Here is a 21,205-nt window from a genome sequence, read left to right as displayed (position 1 = left end):
AACCGGACGCTTATCCGGCTTGTTCAGGTGCCTGGCCGTCCGTCATCGGTCAATGGGACGACACGTCAATACCGGACGGCTCACGCAGTGGCCGGAACGCGGCCCGGAGTTCCTCGGCCAGCAGCTGTGGCTGCTCCCACGCGGCGAAGTGGCCACCCTTGGCGACGCGGTTGTAGTGGAGGAGGTTCGGATAGGCGCGCTCGGTCCAGCTGCGCGGCGCCTCGTACTGCTCACCGGGGAAAACGGTCACGGCGACCGGGATGGTGACGCCCTTGGCGTTGAAGAAACCGCCCCGGTACTCCCAGTAGAGCCGGGACGCGGAAACCCCGGTGTTCGTCAGCCAGTAGAGGGTGATGTTGTCGAGAATCTCGTCGCGCGTCAGTTCACCGTCGGCGCTGGTGGCGCGGTTCAGGGCGGCGACGACCGCGGCTGCGGGCTGGTCGTCGGCGTCGTTGTGGTCGAGAAGCCACGCGGCCAGGCCGACCGGTGAGTCCGCGATTCCGTACAACGTCTGCGGACGAGCAGCCATGTAACGCGCATATTCGACCTGCCCGAACGTCCGGATGAGCTGATCGTAAGCGCGACGTTCGTCCGCGGTGAGATCGGGTGGCGGCGTTTGACCGGCCTGGGCCGCGTCGTTGACGTCGGCCGGAACGACGGCCGGCATGTTCGTGTGGATGGCGAGCAGTCCCTTCGGCGCCTGCAAGCCCATCTGATCGACGACGAACGCACCCCAGTCGCCGCCCTGGGCGACGTAGCGGTTGTAGCCCAGCCGGCTCATCAGCTCGGCCCAAGCGCTCGCCATCCGCTCCGGGCCCCAGCCCGTGGCAGTCGGCTTGCCGGAGAATCCGTATCCCGGCATCGACGGAACCACCACGTGGAACGCGTCGGCGGCGTCCCCACCGTAGGCAGTCGGATCGGTCAGCCGGTCGATGAGCTTCAATTGTTCGACGATCGAGCCCGGCCAGCCGTGGTTGACCAGGAGCGGCAGTGCGCCCTCATGACTCGACCGCGCATGGATGAAGTGGATGTCCAGGCCGTCGATCTCGGTGAGGAATTGCGGTAAGGCGTTCAAGGCCGCCTCACATCGGCGCCAGTCGTACTCGTCGGCCCAGTAGCGCGCCAGTTCCCGCATCAAAGCGAGCGGCACGCCTTGCGAGTGATCTGTGACCGTTTCCCTCTCGGGCCACTGGGTGCTCTTGACCCGTCGGCGAAGATCGGCCAGCTTGGAATCGGGAACCTCGACGGTGAAGGGCCGGAGAAGGGTCTTGGTGCCGCTGTCGACGGATGTCATGACTTCCTCTCTGCGTAGCGAAGGCGTCTTCGCCCCAGGCTCACGTGACCCGCGCGGGTTCGCACCCGGGCAAATCCCTGGTGTGAATGCCGGGTTTCAACGGAAGCAAGAAAGGACTGCGACCACCAGATCGGAAATGTCCCCAGATAACTGTGATCCACTACTGCTCGAGGAGACACCTGATGAGACCTGTGCCGCCGAGGCCCGCCCGCGGCGCCGAAAGCCTCGGTGTGCGACCGCGTCTCGTCAGGACGGCTCTGGGCACGCCGGTCTCGGCCTCAGATCCAGTTCTGCTTTCTGAACACGACGTACAGGCAGATCCCGACCAGCGCCATCAGAGCGAGGGCGAACGGATAACCCAGTTCCCACGTCAGTTCCGGCATGGTACGGAAGTTCATGCCGTAGATCGTGCCGATGAAAGTCGGAGCGAACAGGATGGCCGCCCACGCAGAGATCTTCTTCACGACCTCGTTCTGATCGTTCGACATCTCGGTAAGAGCGTTGGACATCTCGGCCAGACTTTTCGTCTCCAGCGTGAGATTGACACTGAGGATGTTCTGCAGGAGCTGCCGGAAAGCGTCCGCCTGTTCGACCAGGTGGGAAGACTGGTCTTGCACGTCCCTCAGATATTGCCGTTCGTCCTCATCGAACCAGGACTCGTCGATCAGGCGGGCGATCATCAGTGGCAGCGGTTTGGTCGCGCGGTGGAATGCGATCACGGCCCGGGAGAGCCGGTACACCCGCCGGGGCGCACCGGCGCTGCCGTTGAAGACCTCGTCCTCGATCTCGTCGATGTCGGCCTCCACCCCGGCGACGACCGGCGCGTAGTCGTCCATGACCTGATCCAGGACGGCGCGCAGGACCGCCACTGGCCCACGCCGCAACCTTTCCGGCCTGGATTCGAGGGCCTGGCGCACCGCAGCCATGTCGGGCGTCACGCCGTGGCGGACGGTCACGACGAAGCCGGAGCTCATGAACACGTGCACCTCGCCGAACTCCACCGTTTCGGACTCGTCGACGTAGTGGGCCGTGCGCAGGACGCAGAACAGGGTGGTGCCATAACGTTCCAGCCGGGGCCGCTGGTGCAATTGAAGAGTGTGCTCCACCGCGGCCCGGTACAGGCCGAACTGGTCGGCCACGGTGGCGAACTCCTGCTCGGTCGGCCGGTCGAGCGCGACCCAGGCCCAAGCGGCGCCGGTCTCGCGTGCTTCACCCAGGCCCGCCGGCCCGAGTTCCTCGGCCGTACGCAGCCCGTTCCGGTAGATCGCACGATCGACAATCATCGGGAAGCACCGTGACTCTTCGGGCACCGGGGAGTCGCAAGTCGTACCGCCGATGAGGAGGCAGGCAATGACAGGCGCATATCCCGAGATCCTCAGCCGTTATTTCAGTTCGGTCGAACGATGCGACCTCGACGACCTGGCCACGTGCTTCGGCGACGACGCAACCCTCACCGACGACGGCCGAACGTACCACGGCCGCGAACAGATCGTCGCCTGGCGGCGAAAGGCGGGGAAGGCGTACGAGTTCATCGTCGAGGTTCTCGATTGGCAGCAGGCCGAGGACGGCTCGTATGTCGTGGCCACCAACGTCGCCAGCACGGTGTCGGGCGAACCCGTCGGCCTCATGTTCCGCTTCACTGTGCGGGACCAGCTCATCAGCAGTCTGCAGATCGCGCCTTGACGCACCGGCCGGGGACAAGGAGTGAGGATATGACTGACGACGGTGGTACGGCGGCGAGCGGCGAACCGCGGTGGCTGACCGCTATGACCGCGGTTGTCGACGCGGGTACGCCGGCGCTGGCGCTGGTCCGCGGGGCTTGCGCGCCGGCCGTGGTCAACCACAGCATCCGGGTGCTGCGTTATGCGACCGTCCTGCGTGATGCCGAGGGGATCGACGTCGATGACGCGCCGCTGCTGCACAGCTGTCTCATGCACGACCTCGGCGCGTCCGGGCTGGTCCGGGGCTGGGAGCGCTTCGAGGTGCAGGGCGCCGATCTGGCCGTGGAGTTGCTCACCCGCCACGGCTGGGCGCCGGAAGCCTGCGCGCCGATCTGGGCAGCCATCGCCCTGCACACCACACCACACATCGCGGAGCGGATCAGCCCGCTGGCCCGCCTGGTGCGGCTGGGCGTGCTGACCGACTTCGGTGCTCCGCTGGTCGAGCCGCAGTTGCGGAGTTCCACCGAAGCGGCGCTGCCGAGGGCCGACATCGAACGTGTGCTCAGCGGTGTGGTCGTCCAGCAGGCCCTGCGCGACGAACGGCGTGCTCCCGCGGCGACCTGGCCGGCGGCGTTGCTGGCCGCACACCGCGCCGATCCCGATGCGGACGCGCGTCTGGCCGCGTTCTGACCGGTTCCCGGCAGTTTCGGCCGGCCTATGTCATCGAACTACCGAGGGTTGTGCTGTCTGCGCTCGGCCAGTCCTCACGTTCGACGTCCAGCCACCCTCGGATGGTTGTCTTCTCGTCGTCGGAGAGAACGAACTCGGCCTCGGCCCGGCTGATGACGTTGTCGATGAATGCCTCGCCGATCTCGATTGCGGTCGGCGCCGGCTTGCGATGCAGCGGAGCGCCGCCGTACGAACAGCCGCGAACGACGAAGGCAACAGCGCTCCGACTGACCCCGAAGCCTTGCTCGCGCAGCTGGTCGCGGGCCCAACTGGTGCAGTGCGTCAGGTTGAAGGCGTGAGTGTGAGCGTAGTCGGACAGCACCCGATAGACGGCCGGCCACGATGGTTGCGGCAATGTCGGCAGGTTGAGCTGGTCGGTGACCCGCTCGACGGCGGGGGGAAGCCCCGTACGCCGAGGCATGCCTCCCTCCGACTCCGGCTGCGAATGCCGGTCGGCGTCCCACAGCAAGTGCTGCGAGATGTTCAGGTTCGCCAGGTGCAGGCTCGCCACCGCGCGTGCGAAGCTGCCGAAGCCGAACCAGTTGCTTTCGCTCACCACTGAGCCGAGCTGGGCCCGTATCCGATGAGCCAGCGAGGCCATGTTGACCGGTTCTGCTGCCTGTTGATACTCGTCCGTAACCATCGATTGGAAGGCCTCGTAGGCCGCGCTACGACGGGAATCAGCATCCTGCCGAGCGTCCAGATCACGGTCGAGCGCGACACCGAAGTCTCCTTCGAGCTCGGCGGCGCTCACGTCATCGGGCTCATCGTCGATATCGACAGACTCACCCTGGACCAGCGCGAGCACGCGCTGGCTGTCCAGAACCTGATCGGCGATCGTGGTGAACGCCTCGGCGGCGTCGGCCGGTGAAACGATCATCGTCCGGCGGTCGGACCGTCGTAGTCGTTGCAGGAGTGGCGTCATGTCGGAGTCGCCGGAAGCGATCACGAATTCGTCATAACGGGTATCGGCGGACAGCGCGTCGACGGCGTCGACGACGATCCGAATGTCAGCGGCGTTCTTGGTTCCGCTGTAGCGAGGGCAGTCGATCACCTCGAAGCCGGCGCGGACGAACCCCGGCCGAAACTTGGAGAAGTACAGACGCGTCTGGTCGCTGGCCGGATCGGTGTGGGCGACGGAACCGGCCGGGTTGAGGTAGCACCTCAGGACGAGCCAGCGGCGCGGCGCTTCGGGCGAAAATGTCGCTGCCAGGCGGTCCAGCCAAATCTTGGGCTGGTTCGCGAACTGGATCGCCACATCAGGATCGATCTTGTAGAGGCCGCTGAACACGTTGTCGAAGTCGAGATACAACGCGGCCCGGACATGTTCCATGAAGGCACGCTACCGGCTCGTCGGCCGCGCCGTGGTGGACCGGAGACGCCACGGGCGTCGTCGAGCATGCGAGCCCACCAAACCGACATCCCGCAGCAAGGCGCCTTCAGCGGCAACGTTCGGCGAGAGACCACCGCGTGCGATGTGATTCGCATCCCCCTCTGCGCCGGAAGAGTTCCGCTGAGTTGAGAGTTCAACTCAGCAACGAGGTTGTGATCGACGAATGAAGGGCACGTCATGACCAGACAGCTAACGGGCCGCAGCTACCGCTTCCACCTCGGTGATTTGAAGGTGCGGTTCACCTTCGACTCGCCGACCCAGGGCAGTTTCGTCGTCATACAGGGCGCGGGGCTCGCCCCCGACGGTCACGCCGAGACGGTGGCTCTGGACCTACGGGAGATCCGTGCGGGCGTCTTCCTCAACTCCTGGACCGAGGCGAGCGGGGCCACCGTCACGCACGTCGAGGACTTCGAGAACGGAACCGTCTATTCCAACGTGACCGTCGACGGCAAGCTCTACAACCTTGTCGGAACCATTGAGGAGGCATGACCATGACCCGCGATTCAGCACAGGACGACCAGGCCGGACGCAACACCGAGATTGTGCTCACCGCGATGCGGGAGTTGTTCGCGGAAAAGGACCTGACCGCGATCGACCGGTACTGGGCCGAGCCGTACGTCCAGCACAGCCCGCAGATGCCCAACGGCCTCGACACCCTGCGCAACGTCGTCCCGACGCTGGAGGGCTTCTCCTGGGAGCCGCAGCGCGTCGCCGCGCAGGGCGACCTGGTCTTCACCCACAGCATCGTGCACGGCTGGGCCCCGGGCCCGGTGGCCATCGTCGACATCTTCCGACTGGAGAACGGACGCATCGTCGAGCACTGGGACGTGGTCCAGGACATCGTCGCCGCCGAGACGTCCGCCAACGGCAACGCGATGGTGTAACGCCGACCGATCGACATGCGCGAGCACGGACGCGAGGATGACCATCGTGACCATGCGACGTGATGACAACGCGCGGCGTGCCGCCGTGTGGGAAGACCTCGTGTTGGCGGCCCACCTCCTCGAGGCCGCGCTGGAACGGCAATCCCAGCGCGACGGTGCCATCTCGCACAGTCACTTCAAGTTACTGATCCTCCTCAGCGGCGCGGACAACCACACGCTGGGCCTGAAAGCGCTCGCCGACACCCTGCGCTTCTCCCCCAGCCGCGTCAGCCACACCATCGCGGTGCTGGAACGCCAAGGTCTGGTCACCCGCGACCGTGCACCGGCGGGACGACGCGCCTACGAGGCCACCCTGACGCCTCAGGGCCGGTTGCTCGTGGCGCGCGTCCTCCGGGCGCAGCGCAAAGAGATACGCGACGTCCTCTTCGACAACCTGGCAGAGTCCGAAACTGCCGCCCTCGGCACCATCAGCGCGAATCTCATCGCCGTGCTCGACCGGCTACACGTCTAGTCACATGTCGTCGGGCAGGTGCAGCCGCTGCACCTGCCCGACCGGCGCTGTGACAGCGACCTGGTTCGCCCGGTTGCGTCTCCCGATGCCAACCGGGCAACCGTGGTCACGGCCGGCGTCCTGGCGGCGCCGCCGGATGCCGCGAAGCGTTACCGCGACCGGCTGCCACCGCGAGGTAGCCGTCCTCCAGGCCTGGTTCCAGCAGACGCGCCCCGGGCCTCGGAGCGGACGGCGCCACGATCCGATAGCGCATGCCGTCGTCGTGCGGCAGGGCGGACACAACGGTCCCCTCGGTCGGGGCCGGCCCGTCCGTGACCACCGACCAGACCTGCCCCTCGGCGCGGCGGGTCAGCTCCTCCACCGTGCCACGGAAGATGAGCCGGCCCTTGGCGAGCACCGCCACTTCCTGGCACGTCTGCCCGATGTCATCGACGATGTGTGTGCTCAGCAGGACCGTGCGCCGGCCGGCGAACTGGGACAGCAGCGTGCGGAAACGAATCCGCTCCTCCGGGTCGAGGCCCGCGGTCGGCTCGTCCACGATCAGCAGCTGCGGGTCGGCGAGCAGGGCCTGGGCGATGCCGACCCGCTGCCGCATGCCGCCGGAGAAGCCGCGCAGCCGCCGGTCCGCGTGTTCGGTCAGCGCCACCACCTCCAGCAGCTCGCCGACCCGCCGGCGCCGGACAGTCCGATCGTCCATGCCTTTGAGCAGCGCCACGTAGTCGAGGAACTGCCGCGCGGTCAGGTCGGGGTAGACGCCGAGGTCCTGCGGCAGGTAGCCGAGGTCACGCTGCACGGCGGTCCGCCCCGCGCCGGTGCCGAGGTCGTGCTCGCCCACAGTGACCCGGCCGGACGTAGGACGCACGATGCCGGCCAGGATGCGCATCAGCGTTGTCTTGCCGGCGCCGTTCGCGCCGAGCAGGCCGAACATCCCGGTGGGCACGGCCAGATCGAGGTCGTCGATGGCGGCCACCCCACCGCGGTACGTCTTCGTCAGGCCGGAGATCTCGATTCGCATGGAGTTCCTTCTCGTTGTCGGACGCGGGCTCGTTATCGGATGCGGCGCGTGCGCAGGGCGTGGCCGCCCGCGAGCACGGCGGCGGCGATGATCAACAGCAGGACGATGGACAGCCAGGCCAGCGCCGGCGTCGGGTCGGGCCGCAGGGCGTTGAGCGTCGCACCGGGTATCGGGCCGGCCCAGGTGTCCTGGCCGTCGATGCCGTGGAAGTCGAAGAACGCGGCGAGCGGATAACCGCCCAACGGGTGGACCAGGGTTCGCGCGAGCGTCGGCATCATGTCGGGCGAGACCACGTTGCCCCACAACCAGTAGCCGACGAACAGGACTCGGAACAGCGGCGCCGGCATGACCAGCGGCGCCGCCAGCGCGAAGGCGGCCACGAACAGCAGCCCGGGGATGAACAGGGCCCCGAAGGCGGCCAGCGCCCAGCCCAGCGCCCGGGGCTCTCCGGTGTCCACTGCGTACGCTGCAGCGAAGCCGAAGTACGCCACCGAAACCGGGATGGCCGTCGCGGCGGCGACGCCCACGTACTTGCCGAGCAGGCGCGCCCTCGGCGAGGCGGGCGTCGCGTCGAGGATCGACGCCACCCGCAGCCGGTCGTCGCGGATGAGCCGGTCGGCGAGCAGGCAGCCGAACCCGATCGAGAGCAGCGCGTTGAGCTGGACCGCCAGCCCGACCACAGCGGTCCGCGGATCGACCGGCCGTTCGGCCGGATCGAACAGGTCCCGCAGCAGGCTGCCTCCGATCAGCACGAACAGCACCAGGGTCAGCGCCGGCACGATCCACACCGTCCGCTTGCGGACCTGCATCCGGAACTCGTACCGGAGGCTGGCAACAAAGGCGGTCATTCGTCCTCCTCGCCGATGAGGCGTTCCGAGCGGCCCAGCAGGACCAGGGCGACCACGATGAGCGCGGCGCCCGCGCCGAGCAACGTCAGGCGGTTCGCGGTCCAGTCGCCGGGCGTCGTGCCCCGGGTCGTCGCGAACAGATAGAGCAGCCGGCCCGGCCGGTTTGCCTGCGCCGAACCGGCGAAGAACTGCTGGATCGCCCACACCGAGGTGACCAGCGCGCCGGCCGCTCCGGGGCTGCGGAAGACGGCACCCGCGGCGAAGGCCAGGCTGCTCAGCCCCACCGTGGGCGCCAGCCACGTGAGCTGGCCGGCGAACGCGCCGTGATTCTCCGGCCAGCGGGCCCACCAGCCGGTCGCGATCAGCACGACTGCCGCCGGCACGGCGACCGCCGCGGTCCAGCCGAGCGTCACGATCATCCGGCGCAGCAGCGTGACGCGGTAGGGCGTCGGCGAGGCAAGCTGGAGCTCGCGGGCCGGATCCCGGCCGACGAGGGAGGAACAGGCGACCGCGGCAGCGAGCGGTATCGCCATCTCCAGGGCGCCGAGCAGGATGCGGGCGGTGGTCAGGTCGGTCGGTTGCGGATTCGCGAGCGCGGCCGTGATGCCGAGGGCGAGGGCGAGGGGCGGGCCGAGAAAGGCCGCCCAGCCTGCCCGGCGCATCTCGTACCGCCAGAGGGTCAGTGGTCTCACATCGGATGGGTAGCGCGTCCGCCGCCGTGAGGTTCACCGCGGGCGGACATCGTCACCGCGACGATCGCGAGGGCGATGCTGGCCACGAGCACCGGCGCGCTCGTCGACCAGACCTCCATGACGTACCGGGCCGGCCAGTCGTCGGGGAGCAGCACGCCGCCCGCCAGCACCCGCACCGCCCACAACCCGATGGCCGTGCCCAGCGCCGCGTCCGGCCCGAGGAAGACGGCGATCATCAGGCTGACCGAGGACAGCAACGCCATCGGCCCGAGCCACGCGCCGACGAGCTCGTTCAGGCCGTCCGCGCCCGCCGCGCCGGTGGCGGTCAGCACCGCCGAGGCGCCCAGGGCGAGCACCAGGTCGTAGCCGAACACCAGGGCGATGCGGATGAGCAGCAGCAGCCGGCCGGAGGTGGGTGTGGCGGCGAGCAGCTCGGCGGCCGGGTCGCGGCGGGAACGATAGGTGCCCGCGACCCCCGCGGCGGCGACGATCGGCGCGATCAGGGAGAGCATCAGGTCCGCGCCGGCCGTGGTCCGCAGCAGCACGAGTCCCGCGCCGAGGGCCATCACCAGCGCCGAGGCGATCGGTGCGGCCGGTCGTATCAGGCGCGCCTCGGCAGCGACCAGCGCGACGAGGTGCCGCACCGGCCGCGGGGACCGGCGGACGGTGGGCTCGATGGCGCTGCGGCTCAGCACCGCCCGGACCAGCGACGCCGGGTCCGGCGGCGTCGCGACCGGCGCGGCGGCCACCGCGACGGCCTGCCAGGAGGCGAGGTCGGCGCGGCAGCGCGGGCAGTCCGCGAGATGCGCGCGGACCCGGTCGCGGTCTGGTCCGGAGAGCGAGCCGGCGGCGTACGCGGGCAACAGGTCCTTCATTCGGGCACCTCCTGAGCGGTGAGCGCCGCGGCGACGGCGGCCCGAGCGTGATACAGCCGGCTCTTGACCGTGCCGACCGGGATCGCGAGCACCTCGGCGACGTCCGCGAGCGGCAGGCCGGCCACGAACACCAGCGCGATCACGTCCCGGTGATGCACGGGGAGCAGGTTGATGGCGGCGGCCACCGGGGTTCCTCCGGCCGCCGCGATCGCGAGGTCCTCCGGGCCGGCGCCCTGATCGGGCCGGTCGGGCAGGTCGGCGTCGAGGGGCTCGGGCGCGAACCGGCCGCGTAGCCGGTTGTGCGCCTGGCGGCGGGCGACGCCGAACAGCCACGTCGTCACCTTCGCGCGCCCCTCGAAGGCGCCGGCCGACCGCCAGACCGCGAGCATCGTGTCCTGCAGGATCTCCTCGGCGGTCATCCGGTCGCCGGCCAGCCGGTGCAGATAGCCGAAGAGCGCGCCGGAGTACCGCTCGTAGAGCCGGGACAGCGCGGCGGCGTCACCGGCCGCGATCGATCGCAGCAACGCGTCGTCACTGCTCGGACCCATCCGCTCACCCCCTCCTCCAGGTGGGTAGCAGCCGCCGGGGCGGAAGGTTCAGACGGGTCCGCAAAGATTCCGCGGCGCGGTTCCTCTCGCGTCGTGCGGTCGGTAGCCGAAGTGACGGGCGTGACGAGTTCTCGTTGACCGAAAAAGTTTTGTGGTCGCTGACAACGTCTTCCTCGGCAGGAGGGTCTTACCGGGTGTGACAACCGTTATGAGCCACCGAGCGTCCGGGACGCACGGCGTGGAGCAGGAGTTCCGCGTCTTCGTCCAGGGCATCGCCGATTCGCTGCACCGCACCGCTTATCTGCTGTGCGGTGACTGGTATCTGGCTGACGACCTTGTCCAGGAGACCTTGGCCAAGGCCTACAGCAATTGGCGCAAGGTCCAGCGGGCCGACAGCCCGTCCGCTTACGTCCGCCGCATCCTGATCAACGAGTCGCGGCGCGGCTGGCGCCGGAACCGGAAGCACACCGTGGAGTCCGGCACGCGAGTGCCGGATCCGGCGGTCGCCGACATGGCCGACAGCGTGGTGAACCGGGCCGAGCTGCTGCACGCGTTGCAGGCGCTCCCGGCGCGGCAACGAGCCACCGTCGTCCTGCGCTTCCTCGAGGGCCTGAGCGAACGGGAGACCGCCGCGATCCTCGGGTGCAGCGAGGGCACCGTCAAGAGCCAGACGAGCCGCGCGTTGATCAAGCTGAAGACCGTCCTGAAGGAAGAGTACTGATATGTCTCACGACACCGAGGATCGCCTCACCGCTGCGCTGCAGGGCTTCCGCGCCGACCCGTCGTACTCGCCGGAGATCGACGAGATCCTGGCCCGCGGCAAGAAGATGAGCCGCCGCCGGATCGCCTGGCGCGCCACGGCCGGCGGCACCTTCGCCGCTGCCGCGGTCACGGCGGTGGCTCTCGCCGCCGGTGGCGCCGGCGTCCCGGCCCGGTCGCCGGCGCCCAACCTCGCCGCTCCGGGCTCGTCCGCGGCCGCCGAGCAGCCTCCGGTCGTACGCCTGGTCGGCCACCTCACCACCCTCAAGCAGACCGAGGGCGACGCCACGCTGATCTCGCGCAGCCAGGCGTACACCGACGGCAAGAAGATCGACGTCTGGGACCTGCACGCCGACAACGGCGACTACTTCTTCGCCAAGACCCGTGCCGGACTGCCGGCCCGGGTCGAGAAGGGCCGCTCGCAGATGGACAAGGCGGACGAAGCCGGCCGCAAGCGGGCAGTCGCCGCGGCCAAGCTGGCGGCCAAGGGTGACCTGAACGAGGCCCGCAAGCGGATGGCGCGTGCCTTCTACACCGGCGAGAACCCCGTGCCGATCGAGGCTCCGGGCGCCGTCAAGCCCCTCTCGGAGGGGGCCAAGATCAAGGCGAAGGCCACGGGCACCAAGGCGGTGGCGGGCAACTACACCGACAACTGGGTGTGGAACACCTCGATCGATGCGCTGCGCGACGGCGCCGGCGATCCCGCGGTCCGCGCCGGCGTGCTGCGACTGCTCGACCAGATGCCGGAGATCGCGATCGAGGAGGGCTCCCTCGACGGCCGGAAGGTCCTCACCCTGACTGCCGGCGCCCCGGCCGTCGACAGCCCGGAGAGCGTGGTCGTCGACGCCGAGAGCGGCATGCCCGTCAAGTACACCAACACCTTCGTCACCGTCACCTACACGGTGACCCGGGTGACGCTCGCGGACGTCGCCGCCGGCAAGTTCTGATCACCGTCAGATCAAAGGCCGTATCCGGGAGAGCACCCCGGGTGCGGCCTTGCCGGGTTTGCAGTGATTCTCAGTTTCTTTTTCGGGGAACCGATGTCTTTGTCGTGGCGACTTCCGGGGCCCGTACGTTGTGGATCGGCTACTGCGGGGTCGGTGTCGTTCTGACGGCTGTTCGTACCATCGCGCCCGAGGGGTCGCCCGCTGCGACGTTTGCTACTTTCTGCTACCCACTGATGACGGTGGCCGCGATCGTCCTCGGAGTCCGGTTGAACCGCCCGGCACGCAAACTGCCGTGGGTGCTGCTGCTGATCATGACCGTCTGTGGCGGAGCGGGCAATGTCGTCATGTCGGTCTACCTGTTCCAGGGCAGGGTGCCGTTCCCGTCGCCGGCGGACATCCTCTGGCTGGCCTGCTATCCGATGCTGCTGGCCGGACTGATGCTGCTGGTCGACGGAATGTCCTGGCGCCGCGACCGGGCGGGCATCCTGGACACGCTGATGCTCACCGGCGGACTCGGACTCGGAATGTGGCTGGTCTTCCTGCACGACCTGATCGAGCCGGCCATGCCGCTGGAGGCCCGGCTCGTCACCGTGGCCTATCCCCTGGCCGATCTGTTGCTGCTCGCCGGAGTCATCCGGATGTTCACCTCGTCGGCGCGGCGCGGCCCGGCCTTCTGGCAGCTCGTCGCCTCCCTGGGCATTCAGGGTCTGGCCCATGTCGGGTGGGTCTGGCAGTCGTCCCAAGGGACCAACCACAACGAGCTGGCGCCCGCCTTCGTGCTGAGCGCGCTCCTGCTCGGCGGCGCCGCGCTGCATCCGTCGATGGCGAAGGTCGGCGGTGAAGGCGCCCAGCCTTCCGCCGGCGTTTCGCCGCGGCGGGTGCTGCTGATCAGCTCGGCCTGTCTACTCAGCCCGGCACTGCTGATCGTCGACGGGATCAGCGCCGATGGCCCCGTCGAATGGCTGGCCGCGTCGCTCTGCTCCATCCTGGTGTTTCTGCTGCTCATCGTCCGCGTGCTCGGCCTGATCGGCATCGTGCAGGAACAAGCCGACAAACTCGAGTCGATCGCGTACCTGGACGGGCTGACCGGCATCCCCAACCGCCGCGCCTGGGACGCCGAACTCGAACGCCGGCTCGCCGTCGCGCACCGTTCCGGGGGCACGCTGGTGGTCGGCCTGATGGACCTCGACCACTTCAAGCGATACAACGACCTGCTCGGCCATCAGGCCGGCGACGAACTGCTGCGGGCCGCGAGCTCCGCCTGGCACCATCAGCTGAGAGCCGGCGACCTCATCGCTCGCTACGGCGGCGAGGAGTTCGGCCTCATCCTGCACTGCCGCCTGAAAGACGCGATGATCGTCATGGACCGGCTGCAAGAGGCGACACCGCACAGTCAGACGTTCTCCGCAGGGCTCGCCCAGTGGGCGGGCGGAGAGTCGGCCGAACAACTGACCGCCCGCGCGGACGAGGCGCTCTACGCGGCCAAGCGGGACGGACGCGATCGCTTCTCCGTCTGCGGCCACCCCGCACACACCGACCTGCACACCGACTTCGTGAACGACCGGAGCGCCCTTCCTCGCTGATGCGACCTTTCGGAGCGTCGTCAGGGCTCGAGCAGGTGAGCGGCGGGCGGTGTGATCAGCTCGAGGTCCGAGTGCGGCGGGGCCGGGCTGCGCCAGTCGGCGAGCAGGATGGTGGCGTCGTCCTGCAGCCGGTCGTCCTGATAGCGCAGGATCGCGTGGACCAGCCGCCGGGCGGATTCCGGGGCCGGCAGCTGGTCGGCGGCGGCTTTGAGGGCGAAGTCGATGAGCCGGTCGGTGCCGAACTGCTCGCCCTGCGCCGAGCGGGCCTCGATGATGCCGTCGGTGTAGAGCAGGAGCCGGTCCCCCGGCTCGAGGGCCTCTTCCACCACGACCGGTGGCCGCTTGTCACCGAGGGTTACCGGCAGGGCGGTAGGGGTGGGCAGCACCTTGGCCACCCGTCCTTGACGGATGACCATCCCGCTGGGGTGACCCGCGGAGATGACCCGCAGGACCCCGGTCTGCTGGTCGATCTCGGCCAGCACCGCCGTGATCAGGCCGTACCGGTCGTGGGTGCGGACCGCCGAGTCGATGTAGTGGTAGGTGTCGATGAGACCCATCCGGGCGCGGCGGGCGTTGCGGTAGGACGCCAGCGCCAGTGAGGCCAGCATGACCGCACGCATCCCGCCCGCCGAGCCGTGCCCGGCGGCGTCGAACAACGCGAGGTGGGCGGTTTCGCCGTTGACGGCGTAGTCGAAGGCGTCGCCGCCCACGTCGTAGCAGGGCTCCAGGATGCCGCTGATCATCAGGTGGCCGGTGGAGAACGACAACGGCGGCAGCTGCGCCCGCAGCATCTCGGCCGCCAACCGCATGGGTTCGAGGCGGCGCACCTGCTCGATGGTGTCGCTGTAGAGGTTGCGGGTGACCAGCAGCTCAGCCAGCAGCGACGCCACCGAGACACATTCGTCGACAGCCTCGTCCTGCAGCGAAGCCGGCGCGACGACCTCGAGCACGCCCATCCGTTCGCTGCCGTTGACCATCGGCAACCACAGCCGCTCGCCCTGGCTGTCGCCCTGAGTCGCGAAGGGGGTCACCAGGGCGTAGGCGCGACCGCCGAGAGTGCCGTCGACGGCGATCGGGTCGCGGTGTGGCGCCGACCCCCCGAGCAGCGGCAGCAGCTCGCGCTGCTGATGGTCGACCACGTACATGATCATGGCCTCGGCGCCGATCACGTCCGCAGCGCGCATAGCCATCTCCGGGAGGTCCTCCGGCCGGGCATGATGGGACTGACGCAGCAGTTGCCGCAACGCTTGCAGAGTGTTCACCCAGTTACCTTTCAGATCGCCCGGTCAAGAGTGCCCTGTGGGCGCTCGCGCGCAAGGTCACCGGCGCAAAATCACGCTGCTGGCCCGGGTCCCGCATGCTTCGGCGGAGTGTCGCCGCGTCCGCACGATCCTCCTGGGCCCTGTGAAGACGCTCGCGCCGCCCACGGCAATACGAGCAGGCCGGATGCCGACCGGCAGGAATGACCACGGCATGCCGTGGGTAGCGTGGCCTCGTGACAGACGACCTTTTCGCCGACGGTGGGGCAGCGGGACGGTTGATGGGCGGGCTCGACTGGTCCGCAACCGACGTCGGCCCGGTGGAGAACTGGTCGCAGAGCCTGCGGGCGGTAGTTCGAACTGTGCTGTCCTCCCGCTACCCGATGTTGCTGTTGTGGGGGCCGAACTACACCCAGCTCTACAACGACGCCTACTCCGCGTTGATCGGCGACCGGCACCCGGACGCGCTCGGTGGTGACGTCCGGGTCACCCTCGCCGAGGGCTGGGACGTGCTGGAGCCATTGATCGTCGAGGCCAGGACGACCGGCGTTGCCAGCTGGGTGCCGGCGCTGCAGCTGGCGCTGAACCGATCCGGTTACCGCGAGGAGGCCTACTTCAGCGTCTCGCACGCGCCGGCCCGCGACGACGACGGCACCACCAAGGGCATTCTCACCGTGTGCAGCGAGGTCACCGAGCAAGTGGTCGGTGAGCGACGGCTCCGCCTGCTGCGTGAGCTCACAGTGCCGGCCGGCGGGCGTGCGGCTGACGTCGACCAGGTCTGTGCCCAGCTCTCCGCGGTGATCGGCGAGCATCGTACAGACGTGCCGTTCGCGGCGATCTACCTGCGCGACGGCGTGTTCCTGCGGCGCGCCGCAGCCGTCGGGGTCGACGGCGTCGACGCGGTGCTGCCGCCGCTGGTGCACCCGTCCGACGACGGCTGGCGCCTGCACGCCGCCGCGGGCGGAGCCCTGGACATCGAGGACGTCGAGGACCGGCTCACCGTGACCGGCGGCGCCTGGGATGACCCCGTGCGCATTGCGGTCGCCCTCCCGCTCCCGTCCGCGGAGCGGTTCCAGCCGCTCGGTGTGCTGCTGGTCGGGGTCAGTCCCAGCCGCGGCCTGGACGAGACGTACCGCTCCTTCTTCCAGCTGCTCGCCCAGCAGGTCGCGGTCGCCGTGCGCAACGCACAGGCCTACCAGGAGGAACGCGACCGGGCGGCGGCGCTGGCCGAGCTGGACCGGGTCAAGACCGACTTCTTCACCAATGTCAGCCACGAGTTCCGTACGCCGCTGACTCTGATGATGGGCCCGCTGGCCGACGCCCTCGCCGACACCGGCGAACCGCTCGGGCCGGCCCAGCGGGACCGGGTCGAGCTTGCCCAGCGCAGCGCCGACCGGCTGCACTCGCTGGTCAACAATCTGCTGACCTTCTCGAGCCTGGAGTCCGGGCGGTCCGGCCACCGGCCGCGACCGGTCGACCTGGCCCGCTACACCACCGAGCTGGCCGGTGTCTTCCGCGCGGCGATCGAGCGCGCGGGCCTCCGCCTGGTGGTGGACTGCCCGCCGCTGCCGGTGACCGCGGCTGTGGACCCGCTGAACTGGGAGAAGATCGTCAGCAACCTGCTGTCGAACGCGCTCAAGTTCACCTTCGTCGGCGAAATTCAGGTGCGGCTGGACGCCGACGCCGGGACGGTGCGGCTGCGGGTCTCGGACACCGGGATCGGCATCGCCGCGGAGGACCTGCCCCAGTTGTTCGACCGTTTTCACCGCGTACGCGGTGTGCGGTCCCGCAGTCACGAAGGCAGCGGGATCGGGCTGGCCCTGGTCCGCGAGCTGGTCCGAGTGCAGGGCGGAGACGTGACGGTGGACAGCGCCCCCGGCGCCGGCACCACGTTCACGGTCACCGTGCCGCTGATCGAGGCCGCTGCGGCCGAACCGCTGCCGGACATGTTCACCGCGCAGACGGCCGCCCGCGAGGCGGTCGGCTGGCTCGACGATGCCGTCGACCCGGCCGAGCCGGCCCCGGCGCCGGCGGCGGACGGCGCCCGGATCCTCGTCGCGGACGACAACAGCGACATGCGCGCATATCTGATGCGGCTGCTGACCCGTGAGGGCTGGCACGTCGAGCCGGCGCCGGACGGGCAGGCGGCGCTGGAGGCGATCCACCGAAACCCGCCCGACCTGCTGCTGACCGACGTGATGATGCCCCGCCTGAACGGATTCGCCCTGGTCCGAGCGTTGCGCGGCGACGAGGCGACCCGGGCGCTGCCAGTGATCATGTTGTCCGCCCGGGCCGGCGACGGGTCCGGCGTGGAAGGCATGGAGGCCGGAGCCGACGACTACGTGGTCAAGCCCTTCACCGCGGCGGAGCTGATCGCACGGGTCCGCAACACGCTGCGGCTGGCCCGGGTCCGCGCCATGCACACCCGGCAGCTGTCCGCGTTGGCCGACACGGCCGCGGTGATCACCTCCGGCCGCGCCCTGGAGGAGGCCTTCCAGACCGTCACCGAACAGGCCCGGGCCCTGCTCGACGGCATCGCGGCCGAGGTCGTGGTCGCCGACAGCGACAGCCGGCCCGAGCTGCGGTTCACCTCGGGCCTCGACGGCACGTCGGCCGACACCGCCGGGAGCGTACGGGCGGCGATCCTCGGCCGCGGCGGCGAGCCGATCGGCACCCTCACCGTCCTGGTCGACGCGACGCGCCGGCTCAGCGACCAGGAACGGGGCCTGCTCGGTCCGATGACGAACATGCTCGCCTCGCTGGCGCAGGCCGGGTGGCAACTGGACCAGGACAGGCAGTTGGTGCTGACCCTGCAGCAGAGCACCCTGCCGGACAACCTGCCCACGCTGGACGGCTGGGAGCTGCAGGCCGTCCACCGGCCGGCCGCCGGGCGGGTCGGCGGCGACTGGTACGACGTCGTGGTGCTGCCCGACGGCGACGCCGTGATCAGCATCGGTGACGTGGCCGGGCACGGGCTGGGCGCGGCGGTGATGACCGGCCAGGTGCGCAACGCGGTCCGCGCGTACGCGGTCGAGGACTCATCCCCCGCAGCGATCATCACCCGGGTGGCCGCGCTGCTCAACCGCCTCGGCACGCCGCTGCTGGCAACACTGTTCGTTCTGCGGGTGCACCCCGGCACGGGCGACTTCGCGTGGTGCAGCGCCGGCCATCCCACCCCGGTGTTCTCCGCCCCGTCGTCCGACACCGACCTGCTGCGCGGAACCGTCGGGCCGCCGCTTGGCCTGCGAAGGGCGTCGTACCGGCAGAACGAGGGTTTTCTGCCTCCCGGCAGCCAACTGCTGCTGTACACCGACGGCCTGGTCGAGAACGCGCCGAGCTCGATCGACATCGGACTCGACCGGTTGCAGCGGATCAGTCACGAGGCTTACGCGGCCGACGCGTCCACCACCGCGGTCCTCGACTCAGTGCTGGCCGGCGTCCCGCAGCCACAGCACGACGACATCGCGGCGGTCGTGCTACGCCGGACCCGGGAGCCCGAGCCCGGGGTGGAGAACGACGTGCCGGACCTGGATGTCACGTGGGTCTACCCGCTGGAGCCGTCGGCGGCGGGCGCGATGCGCCGCGACCTGCGCACCACGCTCGGCGACTTCGACATCGACACAGATCTGCTGTACGACCTGCAGACGGCAGCGAGCGAGGCGGTCAACAACGCGGTCGAGCACGCCCAGCGGCCGACCCGGCCCGAGGTGGAGGTCCAGATGCGGATCCTCGATGGCGCCGTACGGATCGTGGTCCGCGACTTCGGCGGGTGGCGGGCCCGGCCGGCGGCCCGCGACCGCGGACGCGGCGCCACGCTGATGAGCGCGTACGGCGACGTCCGCGTAGTCCCGACGTCCACGGGCACGACCGTCACCATCGAACGCCAGTGGCGGCCCCTTGGTCTCCACGTCCCCCGCTGAACAGCGAACACGAACGCATCTCGGTTCTCGGAAAGTGGGAAGAGGCGGCTGAAGCGAACCGGACAGGACGGAACGCCGTACTCCACTTCGGATCTCGGCTGGCCCCCCGTCCGGCCCTGAGGACCCGCCACGCCATCTGCCCGATTGAGGTCGCATGCGAAGAACACCGAGATCCATTCGCACGAAGATCGTCTTCGCTCTGCTGCTGCCGGTGGTCGCGCTGACCGGTCTCTGGGTGGTCGACGTGAAGGCTTCGTTCGCCGACGCGACCGCGTTGCGCGACACGTACAACACGCGGGACAACGTGAGCCTGCCGTGCGACCGGATGGTGGCCGCCCTGCAGCGTGAGCGCACCCAGTCGGTGGAGTTCCTGGCCACGTCCGGCGGCGACGCCGACGCTCTGCGTACCCGAAGAGTGACGACCGATGCGGCAATAGCGCAATTCCAGGAGCTTTCCCGTCGTTACGGCGGGAGCGGATTCTCCGGCGAGATCACCCGGGCGCGGTTCGCGGACATGGCCACCAGCCTCAAATCCTTGACCCTGATGCGGGCCCGGGTCGACGCCCGGGATGCCACCCCGATCTCGGTCCTCAGCGGCTACACCAGCATCATCGGCTACGCGTTCAGTGTTTCCAACGCGGCCGCGGCCTCGAGCGACCCGCTGGTGGAACGGGTCATGCGCACCATGGTCGCCATGCGCCGGGCCGGGGAGCTGCTCTATCAGGAGGACGCGCTGCTGAGCGGCGCCACCGCGGCGGGTCGCTTCGGCAGCGGGGAATATCTGCAGTTCCTCCAGATCGTCGGTGCGTTGCGTTTCCAGATCCCTACCGCCGGTTCGACCCTGCCGGCGCCGGATCAGGCGCGGTTCAAAAGCATATTGAGCGGCCCGGCCTTCGCGGCGCTGCGAACGACCGAGGACCAGATCATCGGGACGGGACGTTCCGGCGGACCGGTGGCGATCACCAGGGAGGTCTGGAAGGCGACTTCGACCCCGGCCACAGACCAGCTGTTCACCTTCATGGCGGACGGCTACGACCACGCCGTCGAGTTCGCCAGGGACGCCCGTGATCGGATCCTGATTCGTTTCGGCGTCTCCGGCCTGCTCGGCCTGATCGCCATCGTGGTGTCGCTGGTGATCGCCGCGCGCATCAGCGGCTCGGTCGTACGGCGGCTGTTCCTGCTCCGGACGGCGGCCACCGAGCTCGCCCGCCGGCGGCTGCCGGAGCTGGTCCGCCGGTTGCGGGCCGGCGAGCGCATCGACGTCGACAGTGAAGCCCTACGCCTGCGCCTGGGTGACGACGAGATAGCGGAGGTCGGCGCGGCATTGACCGACGTGCACCTCAGCGCGGTCGAGTCGGCGGCCGGGGAAGCGGCCGTGCGGTACGACATGAACAAGGTTCTGGTCAACGTCGCCCGGCGCAATCAGGCGCTGCTGGATCGGCAGATCGAGGCCCTCGGCCCGGTGAATCAGGGCGACGCCCGCGCGTACCAGTTGGCCATCCGGATGCGCCGTCACGCCGAGCATCTGGTGATCCTGTCCGGCTCCGCGCGGAGCCGGCGCGGGCTCGGCGCCGAGTCGCTCGCCGGACTCGTCGCTCGGGTGGCCGGCGAGATGGAGCACTCCGAGCGGATCGCGACCGGCCCGATCGTGGACGCCGAAGTACCCGGGCACGCTGTCAACGACCTCGGCCATCTGATCGGTGAGCTGCTGGAGAACGCGACCGCCTTCTCCGCACCGGATACGTCGGTGAGCTTGTCGGCTCGGCGGGGCCCGGACGGGACAGTGATAGAGATCGAGGACCACGGGATCGGGATGTCGCCCGCCGCGATCGAGGAGACGAACCGGAGACTGGCGCAGCCGCGGGAGTTCGACCCCGCCGACAGCGCCCGGCTCGGCCTGTTCGTGGTGGCGACCCTGGCCGCCCAGCAGGGGATCCGGGTGACCCTCGCTCCCACCGTCGATGGCGGCATCCGCGCGATGATGACCCTTCCCGCGGCGCTGGCCGTCCCGGCCGACGAGACGGCGCCCGAGGTCGCCTCGGTGAGACGGTCGGACGCCTCCCGGCTCGTCGGGATGGCAGTACGGAACGGCCGCCGGCCACAGCACGCCGCCGCACAGACCGACACGGCGCCATGATCGAGTCACCCCGAACAGCCAGTCCTCTCGGGAGTGCTCCGGGATGCTCAGCGGTAGCCGGCCGCGGTGATGTTGGCGCCTGTAGGGCGTTCTCGGTGGCGTCCGACGGGTAGCTGACCTCGTCGATCACGGCTTGGATCCGCTGTTTGG

19 protein-coding genes are annotated in these 21,205 nt (G+C 69.5%); 10 read left to right on the top strand and 9 right to left on the bottom strand.

What is annotated here, in order from left to right; genetic code table 11:
* Positions 1-49: 49 nt before the first annotated feature.
* Positions 50-1,294 (bottom strand): epoxide hydrolase family protein, encoded by a 1,245-nt coding sequence (locus KXC43_RS44170; protein WP_221382263.1) that lies wholly within the window; start codon positions 1,292-1,294, stop codon positions 50-52.
* Positions 1,295-1,572: 278 nt separating this feature from the next.
* Positions 1,573-2,577 (bottom strand): magnesium and cobalt transport protein CorA, encoded by a 1,005-nt coding sequence (locus KXC43_RS44165; protein ID WP_221382262.1) that lies wholly within the window; start codon positions 2,575-2,577, stop codon positions 1,573-1,575.
* A gap of 67 nt (positions 2,578-2,644) precedes the next feature.
* Here KXC43_RS44165 and KXC43_RS44160 point away from each other — a divergent pair, with 67 nt between their 5' ends.
* Together KXC43_RS44160 and KXC43_RS44155 are read left to right on the top strand one after the other, a co-directional pair.
* A complete protein-coding gene (locus KXC43_RS44160; protein WP_221382261.1) occupies positions 2,645-2,977 on the top strand; it encodes a nuclear transport factor 2 family protein in 333 nt (110 codons plus the stop codon).
* 29 nt (positions 2,978-3,006) lie between these two features.
* The gene (locus tag KXC43_RS44155; RefSeq protein ID WP_221382260.1) at positions 3,007-3,645 is read left to right on the top strand and encodes an HD domain-containing protein; all 639 of its coding nucleotides are present in this window, start codon (positions 3,007-3,009) and stop codon (positions 3,643-3,645) included.
* Positions 3,646-3,670: 25 nt separating this feature from the next.
* Here the strand turns inward: KXC43_RS44155 and KXC43_RS44150 are convergent, their stop codons facing one another.
* Complete coding sequence (locus KXC43_RS44150) at positions 3,671-5,017, bottom strand: NYN domain-containing protein (RefSeq protein ID WP_221382259.1); 1,347 nt, start codon at positions 5,015-5,017, stop codon at positions 3,671-3,673.
* A gap of 237 nt (positions 5,018-5,254) precedes the next feature.
* Here KXC43_RS44150 and KXC43_RS44145 point away from each other — a divergent pair, with 237 nt between their 5' ends.
* Genes KXC43_RS44145 through KXC43_RS44135 form a run of 3 tightly spaced genes read left to right on the top strand, consistent with a single transcriptional unit; the run spans position 5,255 to position 6,472 of the window.
* Entirely contained in the window at positions 5,255-5,566 is a 312-nt protein-coding gene (locus KXC43_RS44145) for a MoaF-related domain-containing protein (protein ID WP_221382258.1), read from the top strand.
* A 2-nt stretch (positions 5,567-5,568) separates the two neighbouring features.
* Positions 5,569-5,961 carry a nuclear transport factor 2 family protein gene (locus KXC43_RS44140; RefSeq protein WP_221382257.1) on the top strand — a complete coding sequence of 131 codons (393 nt, stop codon included), beginning with the start codon at positions 5,569-5,571 and terminating at the stop codon, positions 5,959-5,961.
* A 37-nt stretch (positions 5,962-5,998) separates the two neighbouring features.
* Positions 5,999-6,472, top strand: coding sequence for a MarR family winged helix-turn-helix transcriptional regulator (locus tag KXC43_RS44135; protein ID WP_221382256.1), 474 nt, complete (start codon positions 5,999-6,001; stop codon positions 6,470-6,472).
* 106 nt (positions 6,473-6,578) lie between these two features.
* Here KXC43_RS44135 and KXC43_RS44130 read toward each other — a convergent pair whose 3' ends face one another.
* From KXC43_RS44130 to KXC43_RS44110, 5 genes are read right to left on the bottom strand one after another with little or no spacing between them, the layout of a single operon-like run.
* Entirely contained in the window at positions 6,579-7,487 is a 909-nt protein-coding gene (locus tag KXC43_RS44130) for an ATP-binding cassette domain-containing protein (RefSeq protein ID WP_221382255.1), read from the bottom strand.
* A gap of 32 nt (positions 7,488-7,519) precedes the next feature.
* A complete protein-coding gene (locus KXC43_RS44125; RefSeq protein ID WP_221382254.1) occupies positions 7,520-8,335 on the bottom strand; it encodes an ABC transporter permease in 816 nt (271 codons plus the stop codon).
* Entirely contained in the window at positions 8,332-9,027 is a 696-nt protein-coding gene (locus KXC43_RS44120) for a hypothetical protein (RefSeq protein ID WP_221382253.1), read from the bottom strand. The genes KXC43_RS44125 and KXC43_RS44120 overlap by 4 nt, the downstream gene beginning before the upstream one ends.
* Positions 9,024-9,902, bottom strand: a complete 879-nt coding sequence (locus KXC43_RS44115; RefSeq protein WP_221382252.1) for a zf-HC2 domain-containing protein — start codon at positions 9,900-9,902, stop codon at positions 9,024-9,026. The genes KXC43_RS44120 and KXC43_RS44115 overlap by 4 nt, the downstream gene beginning before the upstream one ends.
* Positions 9,899-10,450 (bottom strand): RNA polymerase sigma factor, encoded by a 552-nt coding sequence (locus KXC43_RS44110; RefSeq protein ID WP_221382251.1) that lies wholly within the window; start codon positions 10,448-10,450, stop codon positions 9,899-9,901. The genes KXC43_RS44115 and KXC43_RS44110 overlap by 4 nt, the downstream gene beginning before the upstream one ends.
* A gap of 208 nt (positions 10,451-10,658) precedes the next feature.
* On the opposite strand from KXC43_RS44110, the gene KXC43_RS44105 reads away from it, so the two are divergent.
* The 3 genes from KXC43_RS44105 to KXC43_RS53025 all read left to right on the top strand — a co-directional run bounded on the left by KXC43_RS44105 (position 10,659) and on the right by KXC43_RS53025 (position 13,739).
* Positions 10,659-11,171, top strand: a complete 513-nt coding sequence (locus KXC43_RS44105) for a SigE family RNA polymerase sigma factor (protein ID WP_221382250.1) — start codon at positions 10,659-10,661, stop codon at positions 11,169-11,171.
* 1 nt (position 11,172) lies between these two features.
* Positions 11,173-12,156: a hypothetical protein gene (locus tag KXC43_RS44100; protein ID WP_221382249.1), complete on the top strand. Its 984-nt coding sequence runs from the start codon at positions 11,173-11,175 to the stop codon at positions 12,154-12,156.
* A gap of 104 nt (positions 12,157-12,260) precedes the next feature.
* A complete protein-coding gene (locus KXC43_RS53025; protein WP_221382248.1) occupies positions 12,261-13,739 on the top strand; it encodes a GGDEF domain-containing protein in 1,479 nt (492 codons plus the stop codon).
* A gap of 20 nt (positions 13,740-13,759) precedes the next feature.
* Here KXC43_RS53025 and KXC43_RS44090 read toward each other — a convergent pair whose 3' ends face one another.
* Positions 13,760-15,001 (bottom strand): PP2C family protein-serine/threonine phosphatase, encoded by a 1,242-nt coding sequence (locus tag KXC43_RS44090; RefSeq protein WP_221382247.1) that lies wholly within the window; start codon positions 14,999-15,001, stop codon positions 13,760-13,762.
* 233 nt (positions 15,002-15,234) lie between these two features.
* Here KXC43_RS44090 and KXC43_RS44085 point away from each other — a divergent pair, with 233 nt between their 5' ends.
* Both KXC43_RS44085 and KXC43_RS44080 read left to right on the top strand, forming a co-directional pair.
* Positions 15,235-18,918 carry a SpoIIE family protein phosphatase gene (locus KXC43_RS44085; RefSeq protein ID WP_308129530.1) on the top strand — a complete coding sequence of 1,228 codons (3,684 nt, stop codon included), beginning with the start codon at positions 15,235-15,237 and terminating at the stop codon, positions 18,916-18,918.
* 154 nt (positions 18,919-19,072) lie between these two features.
* Positions 19,073-21,055 carry a sensor histidine kinase gene (locus KXC43_RS44080; RefSeq protein WP_221382246.1) on the top strand — a complete coding sequence of 661 codons (1,983 nt, stop codon included), beginning with the start codon at positions 19,073-19,075 and terminating at the stop codon, positions 21,053-21,055.
* The last annotated feature ends 150 nt before the right edge of the window (positions 21,056-21,205 follow it).

This window comes from Paractinoplanes polyasparticus, from assembly GCF_019710575.1.
In the GTDB taxonomy this organism is placed as follows: domain Bacteria; phylum Actinomycetota; class Actinomycetes; order Mycobacteriales; family Micromonosporaceae; genus Actinoplanes; species Actinoplanes polyasparticus.
Note: the sequence above shows the minus strand (reverse complement) of the source record. Positions and strands in the feature narration are given on the sequence as shown.